Origin of the sequence: Bacillus cereus group sp. BceL291 (assembly GCF_051776705.1) — a bacterium.
GTDB lineage: Bacteria > Bacillota > Bacilli > Bacillales > Bacillaceae_G > Bacillus_A > Bacillus_A cereus.
Window position 1 is genome coordinate 16,339 of record NZ_JBPWAP010000052.1, and the last position, 21,530, is coordinate 37,868.

Genomic DNA, 21,530 nt, shown 5'->3' on the forward strand with positions numbered 1-21,530 from the left:
TGTCAAGTTTTCAGCCTGCTAACGCTCAACAATTTGTGTAATCTCTAGCAGGAAGATTTCGATCTACACCGAATATTCCAGTTCATAACAATACAAATGGAGGGCGTCATAAAAAGATTAGTCATCATTACAGTTGGAAAAACACACAGTGGAAAAACTACATTTGCAAGAGCATTAGAAAAAGAGTTACCCCACTCTTTCGTTATGGATCAAGATAAACAAGCTGAATTTATTAACACGCATGATGAAAAATTACAGCCGGCTGAAGGTGCTAATACATTTAAGCACGGTCTTTCTAAATTCATTGTTGATTATGCGAAAGAACATACAAATTTACACCTTATTATTAGTAACTCCAATCGCAGTAAAAATGGAAGGTTATATTTACTAAACGAATTATTTCCACAGAATGAATATGTACGTATACTCGTTCATTTTGACATTCCAGATGATGTACTTTACGAAAGAGTGGCTCGAAGCACGCGAAGTACCAATATTTTTAGAGGTGGATATTCTAGTTTCAAAGAAGTATTTGATCAACAACAAACTGAATCACTTCACGATGATGTGGTAGATCCTATAGAAAATGAGGCTGATTATTTGTTTGTTATTCGCAATAATAAAGATGTAAGCTTTACTATAGAAGAAATTGTTCATCTAGCTAAAGGTTTATCCCCTACCCCAAATAAGAGATTATAAAAATTACATAATCATAGATTATTATGCAAATCCTTCCTCTAAGCGCCTAACATAGTATATAATAATAAGATAATCTACTTCTATATGCTCATTTTTACACAAAACAGTTCATGCATATGAAAGAAAAGAGGTACAAAAATATGAAAACAAAACAAACAATTGCTGCGTCTACACTAGCTTTAGCAATGATTGCTGGCGCGAACTCTGCTCATGCGGAAGTAAATGATGCTACTCCTCAGCAAAGTACGGGAGATCGATTAGCTGAAATTAAGCAACATAAACAAGAGTTAGATGCAAAATTGCAGCAACAAAAAGAAAACGTGGATCAAACATTAAATGAACTTAACAAAGTTAAGGAAAATGTTGATACGAAGGTGAATGAACTACATGAACGTAAACAAGTTGCTGATGAAAAAATTAACGAAGTTAAACAGCATAAACAAGAACTAGATGCAAAACTGCAGCAAGACAAACAAATCGCCGAAGATAAAATCGCTGAAATTAAAGAGCATAAAAAACAAGTAGAAGATAAAGTTGCTGAAGTAAAAGAACATAAGCAAAATATCGATAACAAAGTGAATGAGATTAAAGAACATAAACAAACTGTCGATGAAAAAGTGAATGAAATGAAGCAACATAAAGAGAACATTGATCAAAAGGTTAATGAACTTAAGGAAGTTAAAAAACAAGTAGATGAAAAATTAGCTGAGTTAAAGAAAGCGAAACAAACTGCTGAGGACAAACTCGCTGAACTAAAAGAAAACAAGCCGAATACTGGTAACACGTTAGAGGAACTTAAGAAAATTAAAGGCAATTTAGACAGTCTTTCCGCTAACTTAGAATTAGCTAAACAAGATGTAAAAAACAAACTAGCTGTTTTACAAGAAGCTAGACAAGATTTAATTAATAAAATTAACGAAATTAAACAATCGAAACAAACTGTTTCAGATGATTTATCAAAGAAAAAACAAGACTTAGATGTTAAAATCAACGACTTTAAGCATACTGAGAAAAAAATTGACGACAAATTAGCTGAGTTACATACAACGAAGCAAAATGTTGATAACAAGATTAATGAAGTATCACAGTCTAAACAAATGCAAGCAGATAATGGTACTAAAAACAATAACGCTAAAGAACTTCCTAACGCTGGTAGCGAGCAATCAAACAATATGGCTCTAGGAATGCTATCTGTATTAGGCGGTGTTTTATTACTTACTCGTAATAAAATTAAAACGTTATTCTCTAAATAAGTCCATAAAAAAAGGAAAACCGCACATACATGTACGGTTTTCCTTTTTTTATATTAACTGTCCATCTCGAAGCGTCAATATACGGTCACATACATCCAGCATTCTTTCATCATGTGTAATCATAATTGCTGCTTTTTGGCTCTCTTTCACTTCACGTTTCATCATTTCAACAACTTCACGTGCGCGTTTTGAGTCTAAGCTTGCAGTTGGTTCATCCGCTAATATTAAATCTGGGTTGTTCATGAACGCACGAGCGATTGCTACCCTTTGTTTTTCTCCGCCAGATAGTTGATTTGGATAATGATTTTTTCTTTCTCCTAATCCAAATGCTGCTAATAAATGATCAGCACGCTTTTCGGATTCTTGTTTACTTTCTTTTTTTAGCTTTGCAATGTAAAGCAATTGTTCTTTTACATTTAAATATGGAACAAGATTTGCGAACTGGAAAATGAAGCCGATTTTTTTCAAACGAATGTCCGTCATTTCCTTTTCTGATAGCTTCGTAATATTTTGCTCGCGAATGTAAATATCCCCTTTTGACGGTGATAATAATGCACCCGCGATTGATAATAACGTACTTTTCCCTGATCCAGAAGGACCGACGATTCCGATAAATTCTCCGGCTTTCACATCAAGCGATATCGGATGAAGGGCTGTTACTTCCGTATTCCCTTCTCCGTACACTTTACTTACTTTGTCTAATTTTAATAATGAAGTCATTACATCCCGCCTCCAATTGCTTCTAATGCATCAACTTTTAATACTTGGTATAACGAAATAAGTGTTCCTAAAATACTAATTACGATAAAGATTGCTGCATATTGCGCAATCATCGGTGTTGTTAATAAGAACGGCATACCTGCTGGTAAAATTTGTTCTAACCCTTGTACAAGAACGATACTGATTACCATCGCAACGACTGATAAGAATAACGCCTGCACGACTAAGCTATTTGCTAAATACGAGTTCTTTGTACCGATTGCTTTTAATACACCTAATTGCTGTGTTTTTTGCAGTGTAATAACGTAGAAGAATACACCAATTAGTAATGCAGCGATAACAAGTAAGAACGCAATGATCATCGTTAATGTTCCTTGTTCTTCTTTAAATCCTGGAATACTTTGTAGCACTTCTTTTTTGTCAATTACGTGTGCATTTTTAATCTCTTTATCTGTGTTAAGTGCAATTGCACTATAATCTTTTTGGTTTGGTTGTGAAATAGCACCCCATACGTCTTCATTTACATAAACGACTGGTGTATGGCTAAACATTTGATCTTTCGTAAATCCAACGATTGTAAATTCTTTCTTTGAAACAGGATCAATAATTGTATCTCCAATATCAATTCCTTTTTCTTTAATTGATTCGTCAGCAACCATCTCGTTGTTTGCTGTACCTAATTTCTCCCCTTTTACAATTTTCGGTTCTAAAAATGAATCCCGTTCACTTGAGAAAATAGCGATATCAACCTTTTTCGAACTATCTTTCTTTTCATATGTTGAAACTTTCACATGAAACGGAACGGCTTCTTTCTCGCCTACTTGATTTACTACGTTATCTACATCGTCTTTCTTAATTTGTGAACGAAGTAATTTATTTTCCGCATCATCTGCTAAAACGAACTTATTTGCCTCCATATTTTGAATCGATGAAGCATTATCATATGATAGTCCATTTGCTAATCCTGAAATAACAAGAACTAAAAATGATAATAACACCATAATCAGTCCGATTAATCCGTATCTTAATTTTGATTGTTTCAATTCACGCAGAGCTAAAAACATTTCGCTCGCTCCTTCCTCTTTCTTTCTATGCACTTATCATAAAAAAGAAATATGAACGGAATATGAACAGAAGATTACAGAGGGGAAATTAAATTACATCTGATACTTTTTGAGCGCGGGAAAGGTGTGGCTTTATAGCAGAAATGGGAGTACGTGAAATTTATATCAGCGATTTTTCAAATATATCAGCGCAAATATAATTATATCGGCGATTTTCAAAATATATCGGCGCAACTCAAATTATATCAGCGATTTTCCGATTATATCGACTTGCCGACATAAAACGACAAAAAAGAGGCAGTTCCGAAACAGCCTCTTTCTTTCCATCTATTTCGGAAGCTCCACCCGGACGGTCGTTCCTTCCCCCTTCGTACTATACACCGAAACGTTTCCATGATGCAGTTCAACAATCTTCTGCACAATCGACAATCCCAAACCGCTACCTTCTACGTTTCTCGTCCTTGCTGTATCTACTTTGTAAAAACGGTCAAAAATACGATCCATTTCTTCTTTTTCCATACCGATTCCGTTGTCTGATATAGAAATAATGACACTAGACTCTAACTCTTCGACGAAAAACTCAATCGTTCCACCATCGTTTGAAAACTTAATGCTATTCGTGAAAATGTTACTCCAAACTTGATGCAGTAAGTTTTCATCACCTTTTATAGTGATATCTGGCACATTAAATTCAACGGCGATATCTTTTTCCCGCCATTTCCACTCAAGCATAAAAATGACGTCTTTAATTTGCTTCTGCAGATTGAATTCTCTTATTTGTAGAACCTTTTCCTCTTTATCTAATGAAGCGAGCGTAAGTAACTGTTTACATAAACTAGACATTCGCTTACTTTCACCCTCAATAATTTGTAAGTAATGATTTCTTTCTTCCTCACTCATCTTTTCTGTTTGCAACGTCTTTGAAAAACCTTGTATGGAAGAAAGTGGCGACTGAAATTCATGTGAAACGTTCGAAACGAATTCTTGTCTCATTTCATCTAGTTCTTTAATACTCTTCGTCATCTTTTGGAAGCTTGTAGATAACGTTCCTATTTCATCTTTTCGTTTTACATCTAATTCAATTTCATATTCCCCACTCGCAATTTTTTGCGTAGCCTTCGTAAATTTACGGATTGGGCGAACGATGTAACCTGCTGCAATCGCTATAAAAATAATACTTAATAGTACGATAAACCCTAATAATACCGCTAGAAAAATTCTCATCTCGCCGAATTGTTGTTGAACGTCAGGGCGAATGAATAAAGCGTACTGTTTATCACCGTGTTGTACTGGGACACCGACGCTATTAATTAATTCATTATCGAAAAAACCTGTAATAAAGAGGCGCGTTGGATAAGTAGAAACACCATTAAATGTCTCCCCCTGCAATACTTTATGAACGGTATCATCACTTATTGTCGTCTTACGAAACGCATTACCGATACGCTTTCCATTCTTTTGATCATCAACAATGTAAATCTCATACCCTAATTTTGCAATAGAATGCAAATACGTCTCTTGATTTTCTTCACTTTGCTTTTCATATAACGATTTAACTTCTTCCGCATACTTTAAAATCTTTTCACTGTTATATGGTTTTAACTTCACTTGATAATATACGTTCGTTAATAAAAAGCCGATAATACTACTAAGTAGCATAATGCCGACCGTCATAAATACAAATCTAGAATATAGTGATTTCATCTTATTTCAACTCCAACTTATACCCGAGGCCGCGCACTGTTGTAATTTGAAAATCATCCGTTCGTTTTGAGAAACGATCTCGCAGCCTTTTCACATGAACATCAACTGTTCGTTCATCTCCTTCAAAATCCATTCCCCATACTAATTCAATTAGCTCTTCTCTTGAAAATGTTCTTCCAGGATAACTAGCAAGTTGTGATAATAACTCAAATTCCTTTAAAGGAAGCAAAATTGTTTGACCGTTACACTTTACTTCTACACCTTTTCGATCAATTGTCGTTCCGTGCAACGTAATAATATCTGCACTCAGCATTTGATAACGTCGTAATAAAGCTTTCATACGGAAAATCACTTCAGCTGGTTCAAATGGTTTTACGATATAATCGTCCGTACCAGAAATGAATCCTTTTTCTTTATCAACTAACTGATCTTTCGCCGTTAATAAAATAACCGGTATATCATGATACTTCCGGATTTCTTCACATAACGTATAGCCATCAACGAACGGCATCATAATGTCTACGATCGCAAGATGAATATTTTCCTTCTCTAAAACATCTTGCGCTACCTTTCCATCTTCTGCTTCAAAAACTTTAAACCCCTCTTTTTGTAAATGGTAATGCAACAACTCTCTAATATGCTTATCATCATCAGCTAATAAAATATGTATCATCTTCATTAAACCCTCTCTCGTTCATCCTTCTACATCACTACATTAAGAAACAATTGGATTTTTTGCAAGAAAAAGAAAAAGAATCTATTTTGAAAAAAGATTATTCAAAATAGATTCTTACGTTTTAGTATTAAGATTATTTTAATCAAAAACAATTTCTAAGCCTTCGAAATATCAACAAACCCTTCTCCGAACACATCACGAACATCGTGTATAGCGATGAACGCCGCCGGATCCGTAGTTTGAACAATCCGCTTTAACTTCACTACTTCTTGCTTATTAATAACAACATAAAGAATTTCCTTCGGCGTTTTCGTGTAATAGCCATGACCTGAATACACGGTAACCCCTCTCCCCATTAAGGTTGTCACCTTCCCGGCAATTTCATCTGGATTATCAGAAATAATCGTAATAGCCTTCTTCGGATTTAACCCTTCAATTACAAATTCCATCACTTTCGTTGCTACATATAGCATAATAATTGTTATCATCAGTTTTTCTGCACCAATGATGAAATAAGATGAAAATGCAACGATTAAATCGAAGAACAGTAGACCGTAGCTAATGCTCCAGCCTAAATATTTATGTGTCATCCTTGCTAAGATCGTAGTACCTGCAGTTGTTCCGCCAACGCGAATGATAAGACCAATACCACACCCGATAAATATTCCTCCGAAAATGGCATTTACAAGCATTTCATCCGAAGCAATCGTCCAGCCTTCTGTTAAATGAAGAAATAGCGAGTTAGTCACTACAGCGATAATCGTATAAATTGTTGTGATTTTATTTAAAAATTTATAACCGACTATTAACAAAATCGCATTTAAAATTAAGTTAACTAAACCTGGTGACCATTCAAATAAATAGTACGTAATAATCGTGATACCTGTTACCCCACCCTCACCAAACTCGTTTGGGATAACAAATAAATTGACACCTAAAGCAAAAAGAAATGCACCAATAATAATAAAAATAATGTCTGTCGTTCTTTTTTTCATACAGTACCTCACTTCTTATGTAAATATTTATTCTGTCATAAACTCTCACCATTATATCGTGGAATATTCAAATCGAACAGTGGTTTGTTTTTTATTTTAATATAGGATGATAAATCAACTTTATCCTATATCCACTTGTAATTAAGAAAGTAAAATAACTGTATTTATTATGTACTACAACTAAAGTTTTGATTTCACATGCAATTCATGCTAAAAATGAATTGGAACACGTACTCGCATTAACTTCGAGTACAAAACAAATAGGCGAAGCTATAGAATAGGCTTCGCATCAAACGTGTGCTCACAGAGATTTATATTCATAAATCTCTGATTTTTTCACTTATCTTTCTCCATATACTCTTTAATTTTTCGTTCTTCCCATTCTTTTCCGAATATCCCAAATGGAAAAGTTGTTAAACCGTGTATAACGATACCAATCCCCCAACCTCCAAGTGGATATAAAAACCATAATTTACTTGAATCAGAGCTTATATTTATGAAAAAAAGCATTAAGTTAACTAATATATAGACCGTTAAATGAATGTAAAACGCTTTTAAATTCTCCACTCTTTTTTTAGCTCGTAAATAATTCTCATCTCGCTCCATATATAAACCCCTCTTTCATTATTGTATTTTTTAACTCGCACCGATTTAAACATCATATTCTAGTCGGATATCCCTTATTCTCAAAAAATACAAAGCAAAAAAGTATCCAGCAAATGGTCATACACATCACCATTTGCTGGATACTACATGATACATTTGTTATTTACAGGATTTTAATTAAGACCAAATCCATACACCATCATTATTTTCAGCGTTCGTCTTTGCTTCATGAACTTTTTCAATATGGTCAACTGTGTTCCAATTAATAGAACTTCCGCCCCACCCTACATACTTCATATCAATTTTCACTTTCTCACCCGCATTAAATACTTGTCCCTTTGTTAAGAAAACATCAATAATAGCTTTCTTCCCATTTAGCGATGGATACTCAACTACAACATATTTAGTAGCACCGTCTCCCTCATCTTCCATCGTTCCTACTTTTGATACTTCTCCAATTACATAATTAGGTGCGCCATCTTCTTTCATGTGCATACCTAACTTGTTTGTTGTATTTTCAACTGCAGTTGCAACCATATATTCTGTAAAATTACGCATCATAGATCCAGTAGCTTTTACTTCATCTCCTACTTTCACATTTGAAAGTGAATCAATATACACACTAACCGGTTCCTCATATTGCTTAGATTTTACAACAATTACACCGTTATCTACTTCTACTACTCGTCCTTCTAACGTCGAGAAATTCGATTCAATAGAAGCTGCACTCGCTTTTGTTACTTCTAGTCCTGGTAAATTTGTTCCTGATAATGCTGCGATCCCTAAAGCACCTGCTAAAATTAATTTTTTCATACCCATTATGAAACATCTCCATTCACGATGATTTTATTTTTTTGATTGGTATCGACCAACCTGTAATCATTATAGTTACAGGCAGTGAAAATAACAACCGTTTTCCTCATGCAATGTTGCATACTTTGATTTTCAAATATAAATCGGTTATTCCTATATTCAACACTAAGACTGAATTCTTGAATCCCAGCAGGTAAACGGATTGATGATGAAGAAACTAATGTCATACATCATGTTTTTCAATGATACAGTTTGTATAATCGTAGTCCATTACATTATGTAGGAGCGGAGTTAACATGTTAAAAAAACAAAGAGATTACAGCCAGGAGATACCGTGGCGACAGTAAGTCCTTCGTGGGGAGGAGCAGGTGATTCTGAAATAAGATAACGATATGACAGGACTCAAATAAATAAAAACACTCCTATAAGATATGACTGTGAATTGGTACTTTTCAAATGATATGAAGATTACTTATCTAATGATAAAGGGGGATTTACGTGTATGGACGTAACATTTACAGTAAGTAAATGGGATGAAAAACTAATTGATGATACTAGAAAAGATTTCCCTATTAATATTGCCCATGTTGAATATGATATTGATGGAGAATTAAAAGGAAAAGCTTTTGTTGAATACTTATTATATTATCTAGACTCAAATATAAATGATGGTCACTTGGCTACGGCTAAAATTTCTGGATTTTTACACTTTGAAGGAATTTATAAGGGGCAACAAGGGACATTCACAGCTATAGAGCAAGGAATATTTGATAAAGGAAATTTAGATTCCCCAGGAACAATTATTAAAGCTACCGGTAACTTAGAAAATCTGAGAGGGTCCTATAATTATCAGTTTACAGGTCAAACTAGTAAACTAATTTTAGAATTTGAACGTTAGCAAAATACCTTATAATTTAGTGGAAAGGACATTTCTTGTAATACTCGGAATGTCCTTTTTGTTGACGAGCTAGTACGTTATAATCACCGCCAATTTTTGTAGGTAGTGTTGATGTTAAAAGCCCTTGTACAACAAATCTCCCCTGCTCATCTGGTGTAACATGATGAACACCTTCATCTTTCGATACTTCCGTAAATAACGCAACATCTTCTTTTGTAAACGTTCTTTCAAAGGTAATTTTTTCGCCTACTTGCAATTTCATCGATCCCCCTCCTCAAAAAATCTTTTAAAATAAGAAAAACCGAAACTCAAATCATTTCGGTTTTTCAAAACTATAGAAGTCAATATTTACTTTAAAGAATGAACAAACAACCCACTACGCAGTTTCGGTTCAAACCACGTTGATTTCGGCGGCATGACTTCTCCGGCATCTGCGATTGCTAATAAATCTTCCATAGATGTCGGATATAATGCGAATGCTGCTTTGTATTCGCCGCTGTTCACAAGGCGTTCTAGTTCTTCTAGCCCCCGTATTCCGCCAACAAAATCGATACGTGAATCAGATCGCGGATCATGTATTTCAAGCACTTGGCTTAATAAATGGTCTTGCAGAATAGATACATCTAAACCTCTAACAAGATCATTCGCATCAAATGTTTCCTCTTTCACTGTGAGCTTATACCACTTCTCGTTTACATACATACCAAATGTTTTTGGCTCATTTGGTTTATACGGAGAAACAGGTGCTTCTTCTACATAAAAGTACTGCGTAATTTGATTTAAAAACTGTTCCTCTGATAATCCATTTAAATCTTTCACAACTCGGTTATAGTCCCAAATCGATAATTCATCATGAGGGAATAGAACCGATAAGAAGAAATTAAATTCCTCTTCTCCTGTGTAATTTGGATATTGTTCTCTTCGCATAATTCCTACTTTTGCAGCTGATGCAGAACGGTGATGCCCGTCTGCAATATAAAGATTAGGAATATCTTCAAATGCATTTACTAAAGTCGTAATTACATCTTCATCTGCAATCTTCCACGCAACATGCTTAACACCGTCTTCTGCTGTAAATGTATAAATTGGCGCATGCTCTTCTTTCCAGCTTCTAATTAAATGCTTTACTTCATCTTTTGTACGGTAAGTTAAAAATATCGGACCTGTATTTGCGTCACACACATCTACGTGGCGAATACGATCTAGTTCTTTTTCATGACGTGTTCTTTCATGTTTTTTAATTGTATCATCTTCATACTCATCAATAGATGTACAAACGACAAGGCCTGACTGCGTTCTTCCTTGCATCGTCAGTTCATAAATATATAGCGCTGGCTCTTCATCTTGTATGAACACTTCTTCTCGTATAAATTGCTTTAAATTGTCGCCCGCTTTTTCATACACGCGATCATCATACGGTGACAATTCAGGATCTAAATCAATTTCTGCTTTATCAACATGCAAGAAAGAATATGGATTCCCTTTTACAACTTCCCTTGCCTCTTCACTATTTAATACGTCATACGGTAAAGCTGCCACTTGTGCCGCTTTTTCCTCTACTGGACGAATGGCCCGAAACGGTCGTATTTTTGCCACATTCCTCTCTCCTTTACACAATCATTCGAACGGCTACAACACCTGTAATTTTGCTTATATTTTCTACAATATTCTCTTTTATTATATCATCAATTCCGTTATCGATATCAATCATTGTGTATGCCCAAGAATGTTTACTACGATTAATCATATCGGCAATATTAATATGATGTTCCGCTAAGCATCCTGTAATTTGCCCTACCATATTCGGGACATTTTGATGCATAATTGTAATTCGTTTCTTTCCGATATACGGCAATTCTACGTTTGGATAATTTACTGAGTTACGAATATTTCCTGTCTCTAAATATTCACGTAATTGACGTGCTGCCATTACTGCACAATTTTCTTCTGATTCAGACGTAGATGCACCAAGGTGAGGCGTCGCTGTTACATTTTTCATCTTTATTACATTTTCATTCGGGAAGTCCGTTACGTAATGTGTAATAATATCTTCTCCTAATGCTTTTTGAAGAACCTTTTCATCTACAAGTTCTCCTCTAGAGAAATTAAATAGACGCATCCCTCTTTTCATCTTCTCTACAGCGTGTTCCCCAATGATCCCCTTCGTTTGATTCGTAAGAGGAATATGCAGTGTAATATAATCACACGTTGCAAAAATTTCATCAAGGCTAAATGCTCTTTGCACATGTGTAGAAAGACGCCAAGCTGTTTCAACTGAAATATAAGGATCATATCCGATAACATCCATGCCTAACGCTAACGCATCGTTCGCAACTAAAGCACCGATTGCGCCAAGTCCGATAACACCTAGACGTTTCCCTGCAATCTCTGATCCAACAAATTGTTTTTTTCCTGATTCAACAAGCTGTGGTACTTCTTCACCCTCTAAGTTTTTCGTCCAACTTACACCATTAATAATGTTGCGTGAAGACATAATAAGACTGGCAATAATGAGTTCCTTTACTGCATTAGCATTTGCCCCCGGCGTGTTAAATACTACAATTCCTTTTTCTGTACATCGCTCGACAGGAATATTATTTACACCAGCGCCAGCTCTTGCAATCGCCTTTAAGTCTTTTGAAAACTCTTCTTGATGTAAAGAGTAGCTACGAAGCAAAATTCCATCTGGATGATTGATTCTATCTCCTACTTCATAACGTTCTTCAGTAAAAACTTGCAAACCTTTTTCTGCAATTTGATTTAACGTTTGAACACGAAACATATCCCCATCTCCCTATCTATTCTCAAGCTCAAATTCCTTCATATAATCTACTAATCGTTTTACGCCGTGTGCTGGCATCGCATTGTAAATACTGGCACGCATACCGCCAACTGAGCGATGTCCTTTTAACGTAACAAGGCCGCGTTCCTTCGCTTTTTGTAAAAACTCATTGTTAAGTTCTTCTGACGGTGTTGTAAATGGAATGTTCATAAGTGATCGATACGCAGGATCAACTGGTGAAGTAAACAATTTAGATTCATCTAAAAAATGATAAATAAGTGAAGATTTCATTCTATTTTGTTCTTCAATCGCAGATACTCCGCCTTGCTCTTTCAACCACTCTAGTACAAGTTTTGTTACGTAAATACTAAAGGATGGCGGTGTATTATATAAGGAGTTATTTTTACTGTAAGTTTCATAATTTAACATTGTCGGACAAGAGCGATCTGCTCCCCCAATTAAATCTCTTTTTATAATAGCAATCGTTAAGCCCGCTGGTCCTAAATTTTTTTGTGCTCCCGCGTATATAAGACCAAGCTTCGAAACATCATATTGTTCTGACAAAATATTTGAAGACATATCCGCAACGAGCGGCACTCTTTCTATATGTGGAATATCCACATATTTTGTCCCCTCAATTGTATTATTCGTTGTAATATGTACATAATCTAGTTTTTCATCGCTTAGTAAACCGTCCAGTTTAGGAATCGTAGTAAACTTCTCTTGCTCGGAAGAAGCAATCACTTGTACTTCCCCAATTTTTTCGGCTTCTTGCAGTGCCTTTTTAGACCATGAGCCAGTTAGTACGTATCCAGCTTTTTTATACGTATTCATTAAGTTCAGTGGTATCATAGAAAATTGTAATGACGCACCGCCTTGTAAAAATAAAACATCATACTCATCAGGGATGCTCATTAATTCACGAAGTAAGTTACTCGCTTCCTCTATAATACTTTGAAAATAAGAAGATCGATGACTCATTTCCATAATAGACATGCCTGTCCCGTTATAATTTACAAGCTCCTTTTGCACTTTCTCTAAAACTGGCAAAGGGAGTATTGATGGTCCTGCTGAAAAATTATAGACTCTCTCCATTACCCTCATAACCTCCCCTATTTCTCATTTTTATTAATTTTTAAACTTTCTGAATTATAACCTAAAATATAATACGTGGTCAATTTGTTTTCTATTATTACGGCGCAAGACGCAATGGAATCGCTTGCATGTGCAAACTATTTTTATAAACATACAAAAAAGTGTTAAGTACATAATCGTACTTAACACTCTAGTAATAAAGTATAATTGCTAATTGTCCGTGAAGAACCGATCAAAAATTTGATAAATAGCAGAAAGACCAATGAGCCAATAAATAGTGTCCACAAGCGCCGGCATAGAACCAAACCATTTCTCAACTACATTGTAATCTAACGCTACAAACAACCAATTCAAACCGCCGAGAATCACCAAAATTACTGTAAGGTAAGACAAAAATTTCATTATGATTGCCCCCTAGGTGATAAGATGGTGAAAGGCCTTTCACTAGAAATATATGTAGTAAACTTCAAAACTTACCTATTTTATAAAAATTATTTTCGGTACCACCCGTTAATAACTGTCTCTGCTTCTTTACTATGTATTTGATACGCATGTGTACTATCATTAGAGCCAATAAACCAAATTGAAAAACCTTTAAAATATGGTTTCGGTTCTAATACATCTCGGTAAGCACGCCATCCATTTAATTGTACATCTTTCGAAAACACATTTGAAACATCTGGATTCCATGGATTTTGTAATCCAAGTTCACGTGCTGGAACGTTAAATCCACCGAAGTAAACTGGCTTTCCTGTTGCATTATGTAATTGTTCCAATTGCTGAACAACATTTTGCCCACGATTATATACTGTCGTCGCAAATAAACTTTGCTTCACTTCTTCATATGACGGATTTCTTTTTCCAGAAACTTCAAACCAACTATCGATACTAACAATATCTACCTTCTTTAAATACGGACGGTTTATTTTCTCTATAAACTTCTCTTCATAAGAAGGATCCCAGCTTGCTGTTAACCACCAGTTCATTTGATACAAAATATTTCCTTTATACTGATTACGAACAAAATCAATTGTATCGCTCCAGTATCCTTCTGCATACTCCATATTCACGAAATTAGAAGCAATCTTTAGTCCATACACATTGTATTTACTTGTAATGGAATTAAAAATATCTTGCAGAATAACCGTCTTCCAATTCCAGAAGAAATCATTAATGTTACTTGGGTTCCATTCTGTCTCTCCAACATTCCCCTGCTGAATATATGGGAACGGTTCCACTATAACTTGAATATTACGCTTTAATAATTCTTGAATTAAAATAATAGCTTGTTGCTTTTGCGCTTGATTAATTACCATGTTAGTAGAAGTCACATTTGGGATATCTACTTGAATCGGTACATTTACTGTATTTAAATTTAAGCGCTCCACATCCGCTAATACTTTCGCTACATTTCCAACTTCCCATACTGTTACGTTTCCTGATTTGATTTTTCCAGATTGAACAGTATTTACATCTGCCTGTACATTTCCTTGAAAACAAAAAGAAAACAACATAATAAACACTCCTAAAAAACTTATTAAACTCTTATTTTTCTTCACAACTTTCCCCCTATAATTTTTGCCTTTCTTGATTATTTTATACAACGTTTCACATTTATTCCAGAAAAAAATGAAGTGCCGTTCAACTATATTCATATAAATCTTCTAAAAATAGTAGGAAAAATAAAAAAGGAGCAGATTTCCGCTCCTTTTTATCCTTTTACGATTGAAATTATTGAATCCCTTCTGGTAACTTAATTGAATCAAACTTTTCATATGAATCAATCTTTATACTCACAACTGCATCCAATTTTTCCTTATCTGTACTAGCTTTTTTATCTGAGTTACTTTCACTCACTTTTATAGTTGTTCGCATCTCTTCAAATTTATAATCTTTTGTTATTATATATTCAATGTTAAACGCATCCATATTAAATCCTTCCGTTAATTTTTTCATATCTCCATTAATTTTTTGTAACGTATCTACCGCTTCTTTTCCCTTTAATTCAAGTGTAAGTTTATATGTGTCTCCATCTTTCTTTGCTTTCATTTTCTTAGCCAAAGCTTCCGGTAAATCTAACTCATTAAGTAAATTTTTACTGACCATTACATCATTTACATTAAATTGATTATTAGGTATCGTAACTAACTCTCCTGTATCAGGGTTTTTCACTTGAGCAGCGACCTTTCCATCTACTTCATACGTTACAATATCTGTACCACTTATTTTCATTTCAGCTCTAGAATTCTTCAGTTTCGGCTCCATTTGTATTTTCATTTTAATTTCTTCTGATTGGCCGCTCCCCTTCATTGACATAAGAGATGTCAATGTAAGATATTCCTCTTGTTTTAATCCGTCAGCTGCTTTTTTAAAAATATCTTTCGCTACTAACTCTTTTTCTTTTTTTACAGATACTGTTTTAGGTCCACTTGTTTTTTCACTGCTACAACCAGTTGTTAAACCTACTATTAGCGCCAAACTAGATATTACAACCATTTTCTTCATACTGATTCTCCCCATTTCCCACTTAAAAATATTTTCATCCCATGTATAGTAAATCAACTGAAATAAATATATATACAATAATTATTTAACCTCTAAACGAAACCAGTTATTCAATCCGTATACTAATGTAACTAACGCTCCTATCACACCAAAAACAACAATATTTATACCAATTGACGAACCAAATAAAACAGCCATCATTGACACCATCAGTAATAGCATAGCAATACTATTTATCTTAATTTCTACTACATCGCCATCCTTTACTTTCTTTTCTTTACTTCCAAAAAAGAATTGTTTTACTTTAATATTCGCTTCATCTAATTCAAAAGGAAGCGTATATTCTTCGTTATTCTCAAGTTTCATTACTACTTCGTTATCTACCTTTACAGCAACTCTTGCTGCTCCTCCCATTACCCCTGTTGCTCTTATTACTTTAATACTCATGCTAAATCTCCTCTCCCCCTATGACTTCTCCATGTCATTCATTTTTGTAATTCTTCTCTTATGAAATCCTTGAATGTAAAACAAAAAATGTATTTGTATGACACCGAAATCTTTTACGCTATACACCCATTTCTCGTTAAACAAAATATTCCAACAGAAATTATAACAAGTTCCTACAAATTTTTTTGTCAAATTTTGTCGCGTTTACAAAAAAAGAGACTCTTACATATAGTAAAAGTCTTTTCTATCATTACCGTGGCTGTAACGTTAACATTTTCCCTTCTATTCCCGCTGTATTCAGTGTAGTCGTATGATAAATCATCTATTTGATCATGATACCAATCCCTTCTAAAAGGATAAAAATCCTCTTCCCCCTAATTCGCTTCTATTATGAAAGAACCTTTTGAAACATTGAAAAACCCCCTTCATTTTCCTACCAATGAAGGGGGTTTTCTTATCGTTCGCTACGCCAACTTTCATTATGCCCAAGATTTGAATCTGTCGCTACTTGCACATCATATAACATTTCACTAAAGAAGCGTTTATCTACTTCTTTTGGTACAATGCGTCTTTCATCATCAATCTCATCGTATTCATATGAACCACGATTCACTGTACCTGCTTTATAAAATTGAATGTCAAATACACATACATCTTCTTCATCTTCATAACCAATCGGTGCTCCGCTAAATGACAATTGCACGCCTAATCCGGTACGAGTATCTTCTTTGTAAAATGTATAATATACACCGCCATCTTGAACAGACCCACGGATCCATCCAAGCTTCGTCATCTTACCGAATAACGAACGACCATTTAGTAAAATACCGCCAAATCTCTCAATAGCACTCTCATCATTCTCTTCTACTACAAACACTGGACGCTCAATTTGTAGGAACGGCTGAACAATTCCCGCACTTTCTAATTGCTCTTTCCATAATTCCTTCTCCGCCCCAGACAATTCTAACGGATGAACGAAACCAATAACAGTGCCAGATGAAAGTTCATAACTCTTCCCGTCAATTGTACAGAACACGCCACCTTCTGCATAACGGAATGCCTTCAGCAACTTCCCTTCCTTATACTCACCCCAAATGAGTGAAATAGAAAATTGCTTCATAATTGGATTATCCATAAATACAGACTTCCATGCATTATGTGACCAATAACGCTTTAATGAAAGTGCCGTTTCCAATCGTTGTTTTTGCATGGAAAGAGTATTTCGGAGTTCCTTCTTTAAAGAGGCTAATTCTTTTTTAGCCTCTTCAGCCTTTTCTACATCATCTTTTGCATTCGGCTTTGGAAGTGACTTCATACGTTTTCCTTCTTCTGTCTCTAATTCAATTTTTGACTCTGTAGTTAAAATGGCAGTAAAACTTCGATTCCCGAAATCAATTATTTTTTCACCATGTATAGTAAAGCCAAGGTCCGGCACCAATTGATCTTCCAGCTCTTCCTCTGTTATACCACGTGTTTTCGCAGCAAGACTTAGCGCTTCTTTTGCTGCATTACGTACTTGCTTATGTTTATATTTAAATGCTATTGCATGAATAGACATAAGTGCAAGCTTAGATGAAGACAAACCTAAAGCACGAACGGCATCCGCTGCTATCTTTCCTCTCATTTGAAGCACCCATTCATCAATTTGCTTTATAAGTATGTCGACCATTTTGTCGTCACTATACATTCCGTATAGCGAAAGAATTCCACGTTTCTTCACATCTGCGTCTTGAGAAATCCATATTTGATATATTGTTTGCACATATTCTTTTAAGTCCTCTTCATTTAAAGCTCTACCAATTACTTCTGCTGTTTCTTTCTTCTCAATAACAGCATCTGAAATATACTGTTGTAAATAGGCTAACGGAATTGCAGCATCAGCAATTTCATCAGAGTCACGTAAACGGATTTGTGGCTCATCCCCAATCAATTGCAGAAGTGAATTTCTTGTTTGTTCAGTTAAAATACGTGCACATAGTTCTTCTATCTTTTCTTCCTCCGTTTGAAATAAAAACGAGAATTTTCCTGCGAAAGATTCATTTTTACTTTCTTGCAAAGCTTCCTGTACAAGTTTCGTATATTTTTCAAGCTTATACTCTATAAGTATTTTCATCACATTTTCACGAACAATTTTCTTTTTATTATGAAGTTCAACTGCTACATCTGCTGCAGCTTCTACATCTTTTGAAAGCAGTTTAACTACAGACTCACGCATTTTTTTAGATGAATCTCCTAAGCTTTTAATTAAAATTGGACGCATTTTAATCATGTTATCCTTTGCTAACTCTTCTAAAATATATGCTTTGGCCACAGCAAAATACTCATCAAATCGTTCAATGATGTACGCTTGTTCTTTTACAATTACACAAACAAGCGCTTCCTTCGCCTTATTTCGCTCTTCACTGTAGCATGCAGCTTCTTCAACTGCATAAGCGATAAGCTTTTCCTTACTTAATCCATACGAAAGCAGATCTTCTAATACTTGTTTCGGTTCTACTCCTCTCACAGAACATTCGTAAAGAAGTTCGTATAAATTAACACTATCTTCGTCTCCAAACTGTAGTGTAAGTACAGCTTCCCTCTTCGCTACATCATCTATATCCCAAAGAAGCGCAACCTCTAACACCGGCATACCCCAATACATACTTCTATATTTCGGATTTTTAAGTATTTGCTCCATATCCTCAAGTGACAATTTCCCTAGTAAATAATCACGATATGTATCCCGCACTGTAGACAATTTTATTTGCAAAGCAGCAACAAAAAATTCTTCTCGCATTTTCCCTATATTTAGCTCATATCCTTTTTCAGCTAACGTGCGTGCGATGATGAGATAATTCATTTTACTTACATATTGCAAAGTACGTTGAATAAATTCAGGATCTTCCTCCAACATAAAGCATAGCAATTCATATTCATACGTCTTACAAAAATCCTCACTATTTAAATCATGTTGCCTTAGACGATGCGCAAAAAATCTTTCCTTAGAAATCCAAAACTGTGTACAAAAACTTTGAATTTCTTCATATGTTTCTCTATTTACACTACCAGTTTTTTTGTAGTTTTGAGACTGACCGAGAGTGTGACACATATAACGTGTTGCATAGTTTATAAAACCCCAAACATTTTTCTTCGCCAATATTTCAATATATCGCCTCGCAACATTCGAATATTTATGAACACAAAATAATAGCCGCCAAATATGTTCCGGTAAATTCCCACCTATAAATACTTCACTATCATCTTTACCTTTTAAATACCGTTTAACTGCTTCAACCTTTTCCTCTTCCCCTAGCAGTTTCAATATAAATTCTGTATGTTCTTCTAACCTCTCATTCAATAAAGAACTATATGTACGAAACTTTTCATAATCTACATCAAACATTACAAGAAGTAATGTTACTTGCTGGTTAGTTGGTAAAGTATGTAATTGTCCCTCTATATAGTTCGGATTCTCTCTTGTTAACTCTCTAAGAAAAACATCTGCTTCATTCACATAACTTGAAATACTGGATAAATATTTACATGCGATTGCTACAAGTTTGTCCAAAGGAAGTGCACTTTTTTCTAAATAAATCTTCATTTTAGAAAAACTGACATGCGCAAAACGGACTACAAGAACATTTAATAATTGCTCCTCGAGTATATGGTAAAATAATCGAAAAAAATCCGGATTTTGTTTATGCACTTTCCTAAAATCGTTTATAAATCGCTCCGCAAAATCGCTTCTTTTTTGATCACGAATTGTCGTTAGTTGAATATCTTTTAAAATCTCTTCTTCTTTTGTCTGTAAATATCGTTGTGATAATTGTTTCTGTTCTTCTGTCATATTAATATATTGAAACAACTCAGATGTACTAGTAGTCAAACTTTGTACCCCCCGCATCTTTTTATCTATTATAAAAATACCCTTATTTAATGGTAGTATAGCATAAATCTCACAAAAACGAACATACATTCTATGTTAAGTTAATGTAAATTAAAATACACTACTCAAAATACATTTCCTTCTCTCTAAACTTCCCATTACGCACTTCTCCCCACTAAAATCCTTTAATTTTTCACTACACCAATTCCTCAAAATCCCCCTCACATAAGCTAACGTTTTCTTATTATTTTCAAACGCAATTTTAAGTACCTCTAACACTTTCTCTCCAGAAAGTCTTTGTATCCAATTCTTCAATTCCTTCACAATATATGGGGATAAACTACTAATATTTTGTTCATAAAACTTATAAACTTCACTATTTGGAACGTCCTTTTCTATAGTTTCCACCTCTATCTCTTCCTCTTCTTCTTTCTCTTCAATAACTACTTGTGAACTACTATTATCCTCTTCTTTTGGCATACCAAAATGCTGCAATAATAATGGAATCTTGTATTCTTCTTCAAGGCATTTACGTAAAAATATATGTATGAACTCATTACTTTTTATAGTCTTTAACTCACGTAATACGCACTTCTCCACATTCGTATTTGAAATAGGGTTATAGTGTAACCAATTTATTATGAATACCTCTTTCGTTTCCGTATCATATAAAATCTTTCCATACTCAACAAACCTGTTTAGCAACTTCTCAACAGTCTCCATACTATAACCTGTTTCAAGCTCTGCCACACGCTTCGGTAATATGTAAATACCACATTGCTTTGTTTTCGTACCAGTTAACAAATATATGTAAAAATAACGTTCCTCTGGCGTTAAATCTAATATGAATTCATCTTGCCAAAAGTTCACCTGCACATTACGGTATACCGCCATATGTTTCCCTCCACTCTTTGCTAGTAAATAGGAAAATTTTAATCCTTCATTATAAAGATAGGCATACGGGAATGGTTTTGGCATTCGAATTACAATTTTTTTACTACTACAACGCCGGTTTCATTTTTTCGCGCTTGTTTTGTTCTTGTTTTTGTTTTTGTTTTTTCTTAGTGATTTATTACTTGGTAGGGGCTTATAAGGGGCTTGGAAGGGCATTCTACATTACAATCTATGAAATACAATTTGTTCTTCCTACTAAATAGGAGCTATTCCAAATTATTATTTTGGATAGCTCCTTTCAAATTCTTCTTATTTTTTACTTCTACCAATGTCAGCTTCTACATACCATTTATTCTGCTATTTGCGGACAGTACAACTCTCATTTCAAAATTCGGTGAATAATAGTGATAGGTAAGGTTTTGACATCATCTCCACCTTTTCCCCCACTTCACACCGTACGTGAGACTTTCACCTCATACGGCGCTCCATCTAATTCAATTGACCAACTTTT

19 protein-coding genes and 1 pseudogene are annotated in these 21,530 nt (G+C 34.7%); 3 read left to right on the forward strand and 17 right to left on the reverse strand.

Translation table 11 applies throughout. The features are described 5' to 3' along the window. Positions 1 to 96 precede the first annotated feature (96 nt). Entirely contained in the window at positions 97 to 699 is a 603-nt protein-coding gene (locus ACS2CR_RS25155) for an ATP-binding protein (protein WP_153580107.1), read from the forward strand. A 140-nt stretch (positions 700 to 839) separates the two neighbouring features. Further along, the gene (locus tag ACS2CR_RS25160) at positions 840 to 1,952 is read left to right on the forward strand and encodes an LPXTG cell wall anchor domain-containing protein (protein ID WP_053512590.1); all 1,113 of its coding nucleotides are present in this window, start codon (positions 840 to 842) and stop codon (positions 1,950 to 1,952) included. Positions 1,953 to 2,000: 48 nt separating this feature from the next. On the opposite strand, the gene ACS2CR_RS25165 is transcribed toward ACS2CR_RS25160, so the two are convergent. The 7 genes from ACS2CR_RS25165 to ACS2CR_RS25195 all read right to left on the reverse strand — a co-directional run bounded on the left by ACS2CR_RS25165 (position 2,001) and on the right by ACS2CR_RS25195 (position 8,536). After that, complete coding sequence (locus ACS2CR_RS25165; protein ID WP_000202587.1) at positions 2,001 to 2,672, reverse strand: ABC transporter ATP-binding protein; 672 nt, start codon at positions 2,670 to 2,672, stop codon at positions 2,001 to 2,003. Next, positions 2,672 to 3,736, reverse strand: coding sequence for an ABC transporter permease (locus ACS2CR_RS25170; RefSeq protein ID WP_153602720.1), 1,065 nt, complete (start codon positions 3,734 to 3,736; stop codon positions 2,672 to 2,674). The genes ACS2CR_RS25165 and ACS2CR_RS25170 overlap by 1 nt, the downstream gene beginning before the upstream one ends. A 327-nt stretch (positions 3,737 to 4,063) precedes the next feature. Beyond that, a complete protein-coding gene (locus ACS2CR_RS25175; protein WP_000839528.1) occupies positions 4,064 to 5,440 on the reverse strand; it encodes a sensor histidine kinase in 1,377 nt (458 codons plus the stop codon). Position 5,441: 1 nt separating this feature from the next. After that, the gene (locus ACS2CR_RS25180) at positions 5,442 to 6,119 is read right to left on the reverse strand and encodes a response regulator transcription factor (RefSeq protein WP_000781961.1); all 678 of its coding nucleotides are present in this window, start codon (positions 6,117 to 6,119) and stop codon (positions 5,442 to 5,444) included. Between the two features lie 152 nt (positions 6,120 to 6,271). Next, a complete protein-coding gene (locus tag ACS2CR_RS25185; protein WP_000747492.1) occupies positions 6,272 to 7,111 on the reverse strand; it encodes a YitT family protein in 840 nt (279 codons plus the stop codon). 336 nt (positions 7,112 to 7,447) lie between these two features. After that, positions 7,448 to 7,717, reverse strand: coding sequence for a 2TM domain-containing protein (locus ACS2CR_RS25190; protein ID WP_000438994.1), 270 nt, complete (start codon positions 7,715 to 7,717; stop codon positions 7,448 to 7,450). A 177-nt stretch (positions 7,718 to 7,894) separates the two neighbouring features. After that, complete coding sequence (locus tag ACS2CR_RS25195; RefSeq protein ID WP_053512592.1) at positions 7,895 to 8,536, reverse strand: ATP F0F1 synthase subunit alpha; 642 nt, start codon at positions 8,534 to 8,536, stop codon at positions 7,895 to 7,897. Between the two features lie 496 nt (positions 8,537 to 9,032). Between ACS2CR_RS25195 and ACS2CR_RS25200 the strand changes: the two genes are divergently transcribed. Then, the gene (locus ACS2CR_RS25200; RefSeq protein ID WP_000383503.1) at positions 9,033 to 9,428 is read left to right on the forward strand and encodes a DUF3224 domain-containing protein; all 396 of its coding nucleotides are present in this window, start codon (positions 9,033 to 9,035) and stop codon (positions 9,426 to 9,428) included. Positions 9,429 to 9,489: 61 nt separating this feature from the next. Here the strand turns inward: ACS2CR_RS25200 and ACS2CR_RS25205 are convergent. The 10 genes and pseudogenes from ACS2CR_RS25205 to ACS2CR_RS25250 form a co-directional block, all read right to left on the reverse strand. Continuing rightward, positions 9,490 to 9,690, reverse strand: a pseudogene (locus ACS2CR_RS25205) (enoyl-CoA hydratase); the annotation flags it as partial. An 86-nt stretch (positions 9,691 to 9,776) separates the two neighbouring features. Further along, positions 9,777 to 11,024, reverse strand: a complete 1,248-nt coding sequence (locus tag ACS2CR_RS25210) for a DUF1015 domain-containing protein (protein ID WP_053512593.1) — start codon at positions 11,022 to 11,024, stop codon at positions 9,777 to 9,779. Positions 11,025 to 11,037: 13 nt separating this feature from the next. Continuing rightward, positions 11,038 to 12,210, reverse strand: a complete 1,173-nt coding sequence (locus ACS2CR_RS25215; RefSeq protein ID WP_053512594.1) for a 3-phosphoglycerate dehydrogenase family protein — start codon at positions 12,208 to 12,210, stop codon at positions 11,038 to 11,040. A 12-nt stretch (positions 12,211 to 12,222) separates the two neighbouring features. Continuing rightward, positions 12,223 to 13,305, reverse strand: coding sequence for a 3-phosphoserine/phosphohydroxythreonine transaminase (serC, locus tag ACS2CR_RS25220; RefSeq protein ID WP_153602721.1), 1,083 nt, complete (start codon positions 13,303 to 13,305; stop codon positions 12,223 to 12,225). Between the two features lie 210 nt (positions 13,306 to 13,515). Beyond that, on the reverse strand, positions 13,516 to 13,707 hold the full coding sequence (locus ACS2CR_RS25225; RefSeq protein ID WP_000670803.1) for a DUF378 domain-containing protein: 192 nt from the start codon (positions 13,705 to 13,707) through the stop codon (positions 13,516 to 13,518). A gap of 89 nt (positions 13,708 to 13,796) precedes the next feature. Continuing rightward, the gene (locus ACS2CR_RS25230) at positions 13,797 to 14,864 is read right to left on the reverse strand and encodes a glycoside hydrolase family 113 (protein WP_000739760.1); all 1,068 of its coding nucleotides are present in this window, start codon (positions 14,862 to 14,864) and stop codon (positions 13,797 to 13,799) included. A gap of 172 nt (positions 14,865 to 15,036) precedes the next feature. Continuing rightward, complete coding sequence (locus ACS2CR_RS25235) at positions 15,037 to 15,810, reverse strand: DUF6612 family protein (RefSeq protein ID WP_000738993.1); 774 nt, start codon at positions 15,808 to 15,810, stop codon at positions 15,037 to 15,039. An 81-nt stretch (positions 15,811 to 15,891) separates the two neighbouring features. After that, the gene (locus ACS2CR_RS25240) at positions 15,892 to 16,257 is read right to left on the reverse strand and encodes a hypothetical protein (protein ID WP_000025026.1); all 366 of its coding nucleotides are present in this window, start codon (positions 16,255 to 16,257) and stop codon (positions 15,892 to 15,894) included. A gap of 454 nt (positions 16,258 to 16,711) precedes the next feature. After that, entirely contained in the window at positions 16,712 to 20,125 is a 3,414-nt protein-coding gene (locus tag ACS2CR_RS25245) for a DUF4132 domain-containing protein (protein ID WP_153602722.1), read from the reverse strand. A 111-nt stretch (positions 20,126 to 20,236) separates the two neighbouring features. Beyond that, the gene (locus tag ACS2CR_RS25250; protein WP_053512597.1) at positions 20,237 to 21,019 is read right to left on the reverse strand and encodes a DnaD domain-containing protein; all 783 of its coding nucleotides are present in this window, start codon (positions 21,017 to 21,019) and stop codon (positions 20,237 to 20,239) included. Positions 21,020 to 21,530 lie beyond the last annotated feature (511 nt).

What these genes read in the sequence shown, in the direction of transcription:
- ACS2CR_RS25225 (WP_000670803.1), bottom strand. Translation starts at nt 13,707, where the DNA reads ATGAAATTTTTGTCTTACCTTACAGTAATTTTGGTGATTCTCGGCGGT.
- ACS2CR_RS25190 (WP_000438994.1), bottom strand. Translation starts at nt 7,717, where the DNA reads ATGGAGCGAGATGAGAATTATTTACGAGCTAAAAAAAGAGTGGAGAAT.
- ACS2CR_RS25215 (WP_053512594.1), bottom strand. Translation starts at nt 12,210, where the DNA reads ATGTTTCGTGTTCAAACGTTAAATCAAATTGCAGAAAAAGGTTTGCAA.
- ACS2CR_RS25200 (WP_000383503.1), top strand. Translation starts at nt 9,033, where the DNA reads ATGGACGTAACATTTACAGTAAGTAAATGGGATGAAAAACTAATTGAT.
- ACS2CR_RS25195 (WP_053512592.1), bottom strand. Translation starts at nt 8,536, where the DNA reads ATGGGTATGAAAAAATTAATTTTAGCAGGTGCTTTAGGGATCGCAGCA.
- ACS2CR_RS25185 (WP_000747492.1), bottom strand. Translation starts at nt 7,111, where the DNA reads ATGAAAAAAAGAACGACAGACATTATTTTTATTATTATTGGTGCATTT.
- ACS2CR_RS25180 (WP_000781961.1), bottom strand. Translation starts at nt 6,119, where the DNA reads ATGAAGATGATACATATTTTATTAGCTGATGATGATAAGCATATTAGA.
- ACS2CR_RS25250 (WP_053512597.1), bottom strand. Translation starts at nt 21,019, where the DNA reads ATGGCGGTATACCGTAATGTGCAGGTGAACTTTTGGCAAGATGAATTC.
- ACS2CR_RS25160 (WP_053512590.1), top strand. Translation starts at nt 840, where the DNA reads ATGAAAACAAAACAAACAATTGCTGCGTCTACACTAGCTTTAGCAATG.
- ACS2CR_RS25170 (WP_153602720.1), bottom strand. Translation starts at nt 3,736, where the DNA reads ATGTTTTTAGCTCTGCGTGAATTGAAACAATCAAAATTAAGATACGGA.
- ACS2CR_RS25155 (WP_153580107.1), top strand. Translation starts at nt 97, where the DNA reads ATGGAGGGCGTCATAAAAAGATTAGTCATCATTACAGTTGGAAAAACA.
- serC (WP_153602721.1), bottom strand. Translation starts at nt 13,305, where the DNA reads ATGGAGAGAGTCTATAATTTTTCAGCAGGACCATCAATACTCCCTTTG.
- ACS2CR_RS25175 (WP_000839528.1), bottom strand. Translation starts at nt 5,440, where the DNA reads ATGAAATCACTATATTCTAGATTTGTATTTATGACGGTCGGCATTATG.
- ACS2CR_RS25165 (WP_000202587.1), bottom strand. Translation starts at nt 2,672, where the DNA reads ATGACTTCATTATTAAAATTAGACAAAGTAAGTAAAGTGTACGGAGAA.
- ACS2CR_RS25240 (WP_000025026.1), bottom strand. Translation starts at nt 16,257, where the DNA reads ATGAGTATTAAAGTAATAAGAGCAACAGGGGTAATGGGAGGAGCAGCA.
- ACS2CR_RS25235 (WP_000738993.1), bottom strand. Translation starts at nt 15,810, where the DNA reads ATGAAGAAAATGGTTGTAATATCTAGTTTGGCGCTAATAGTAGGTTTA.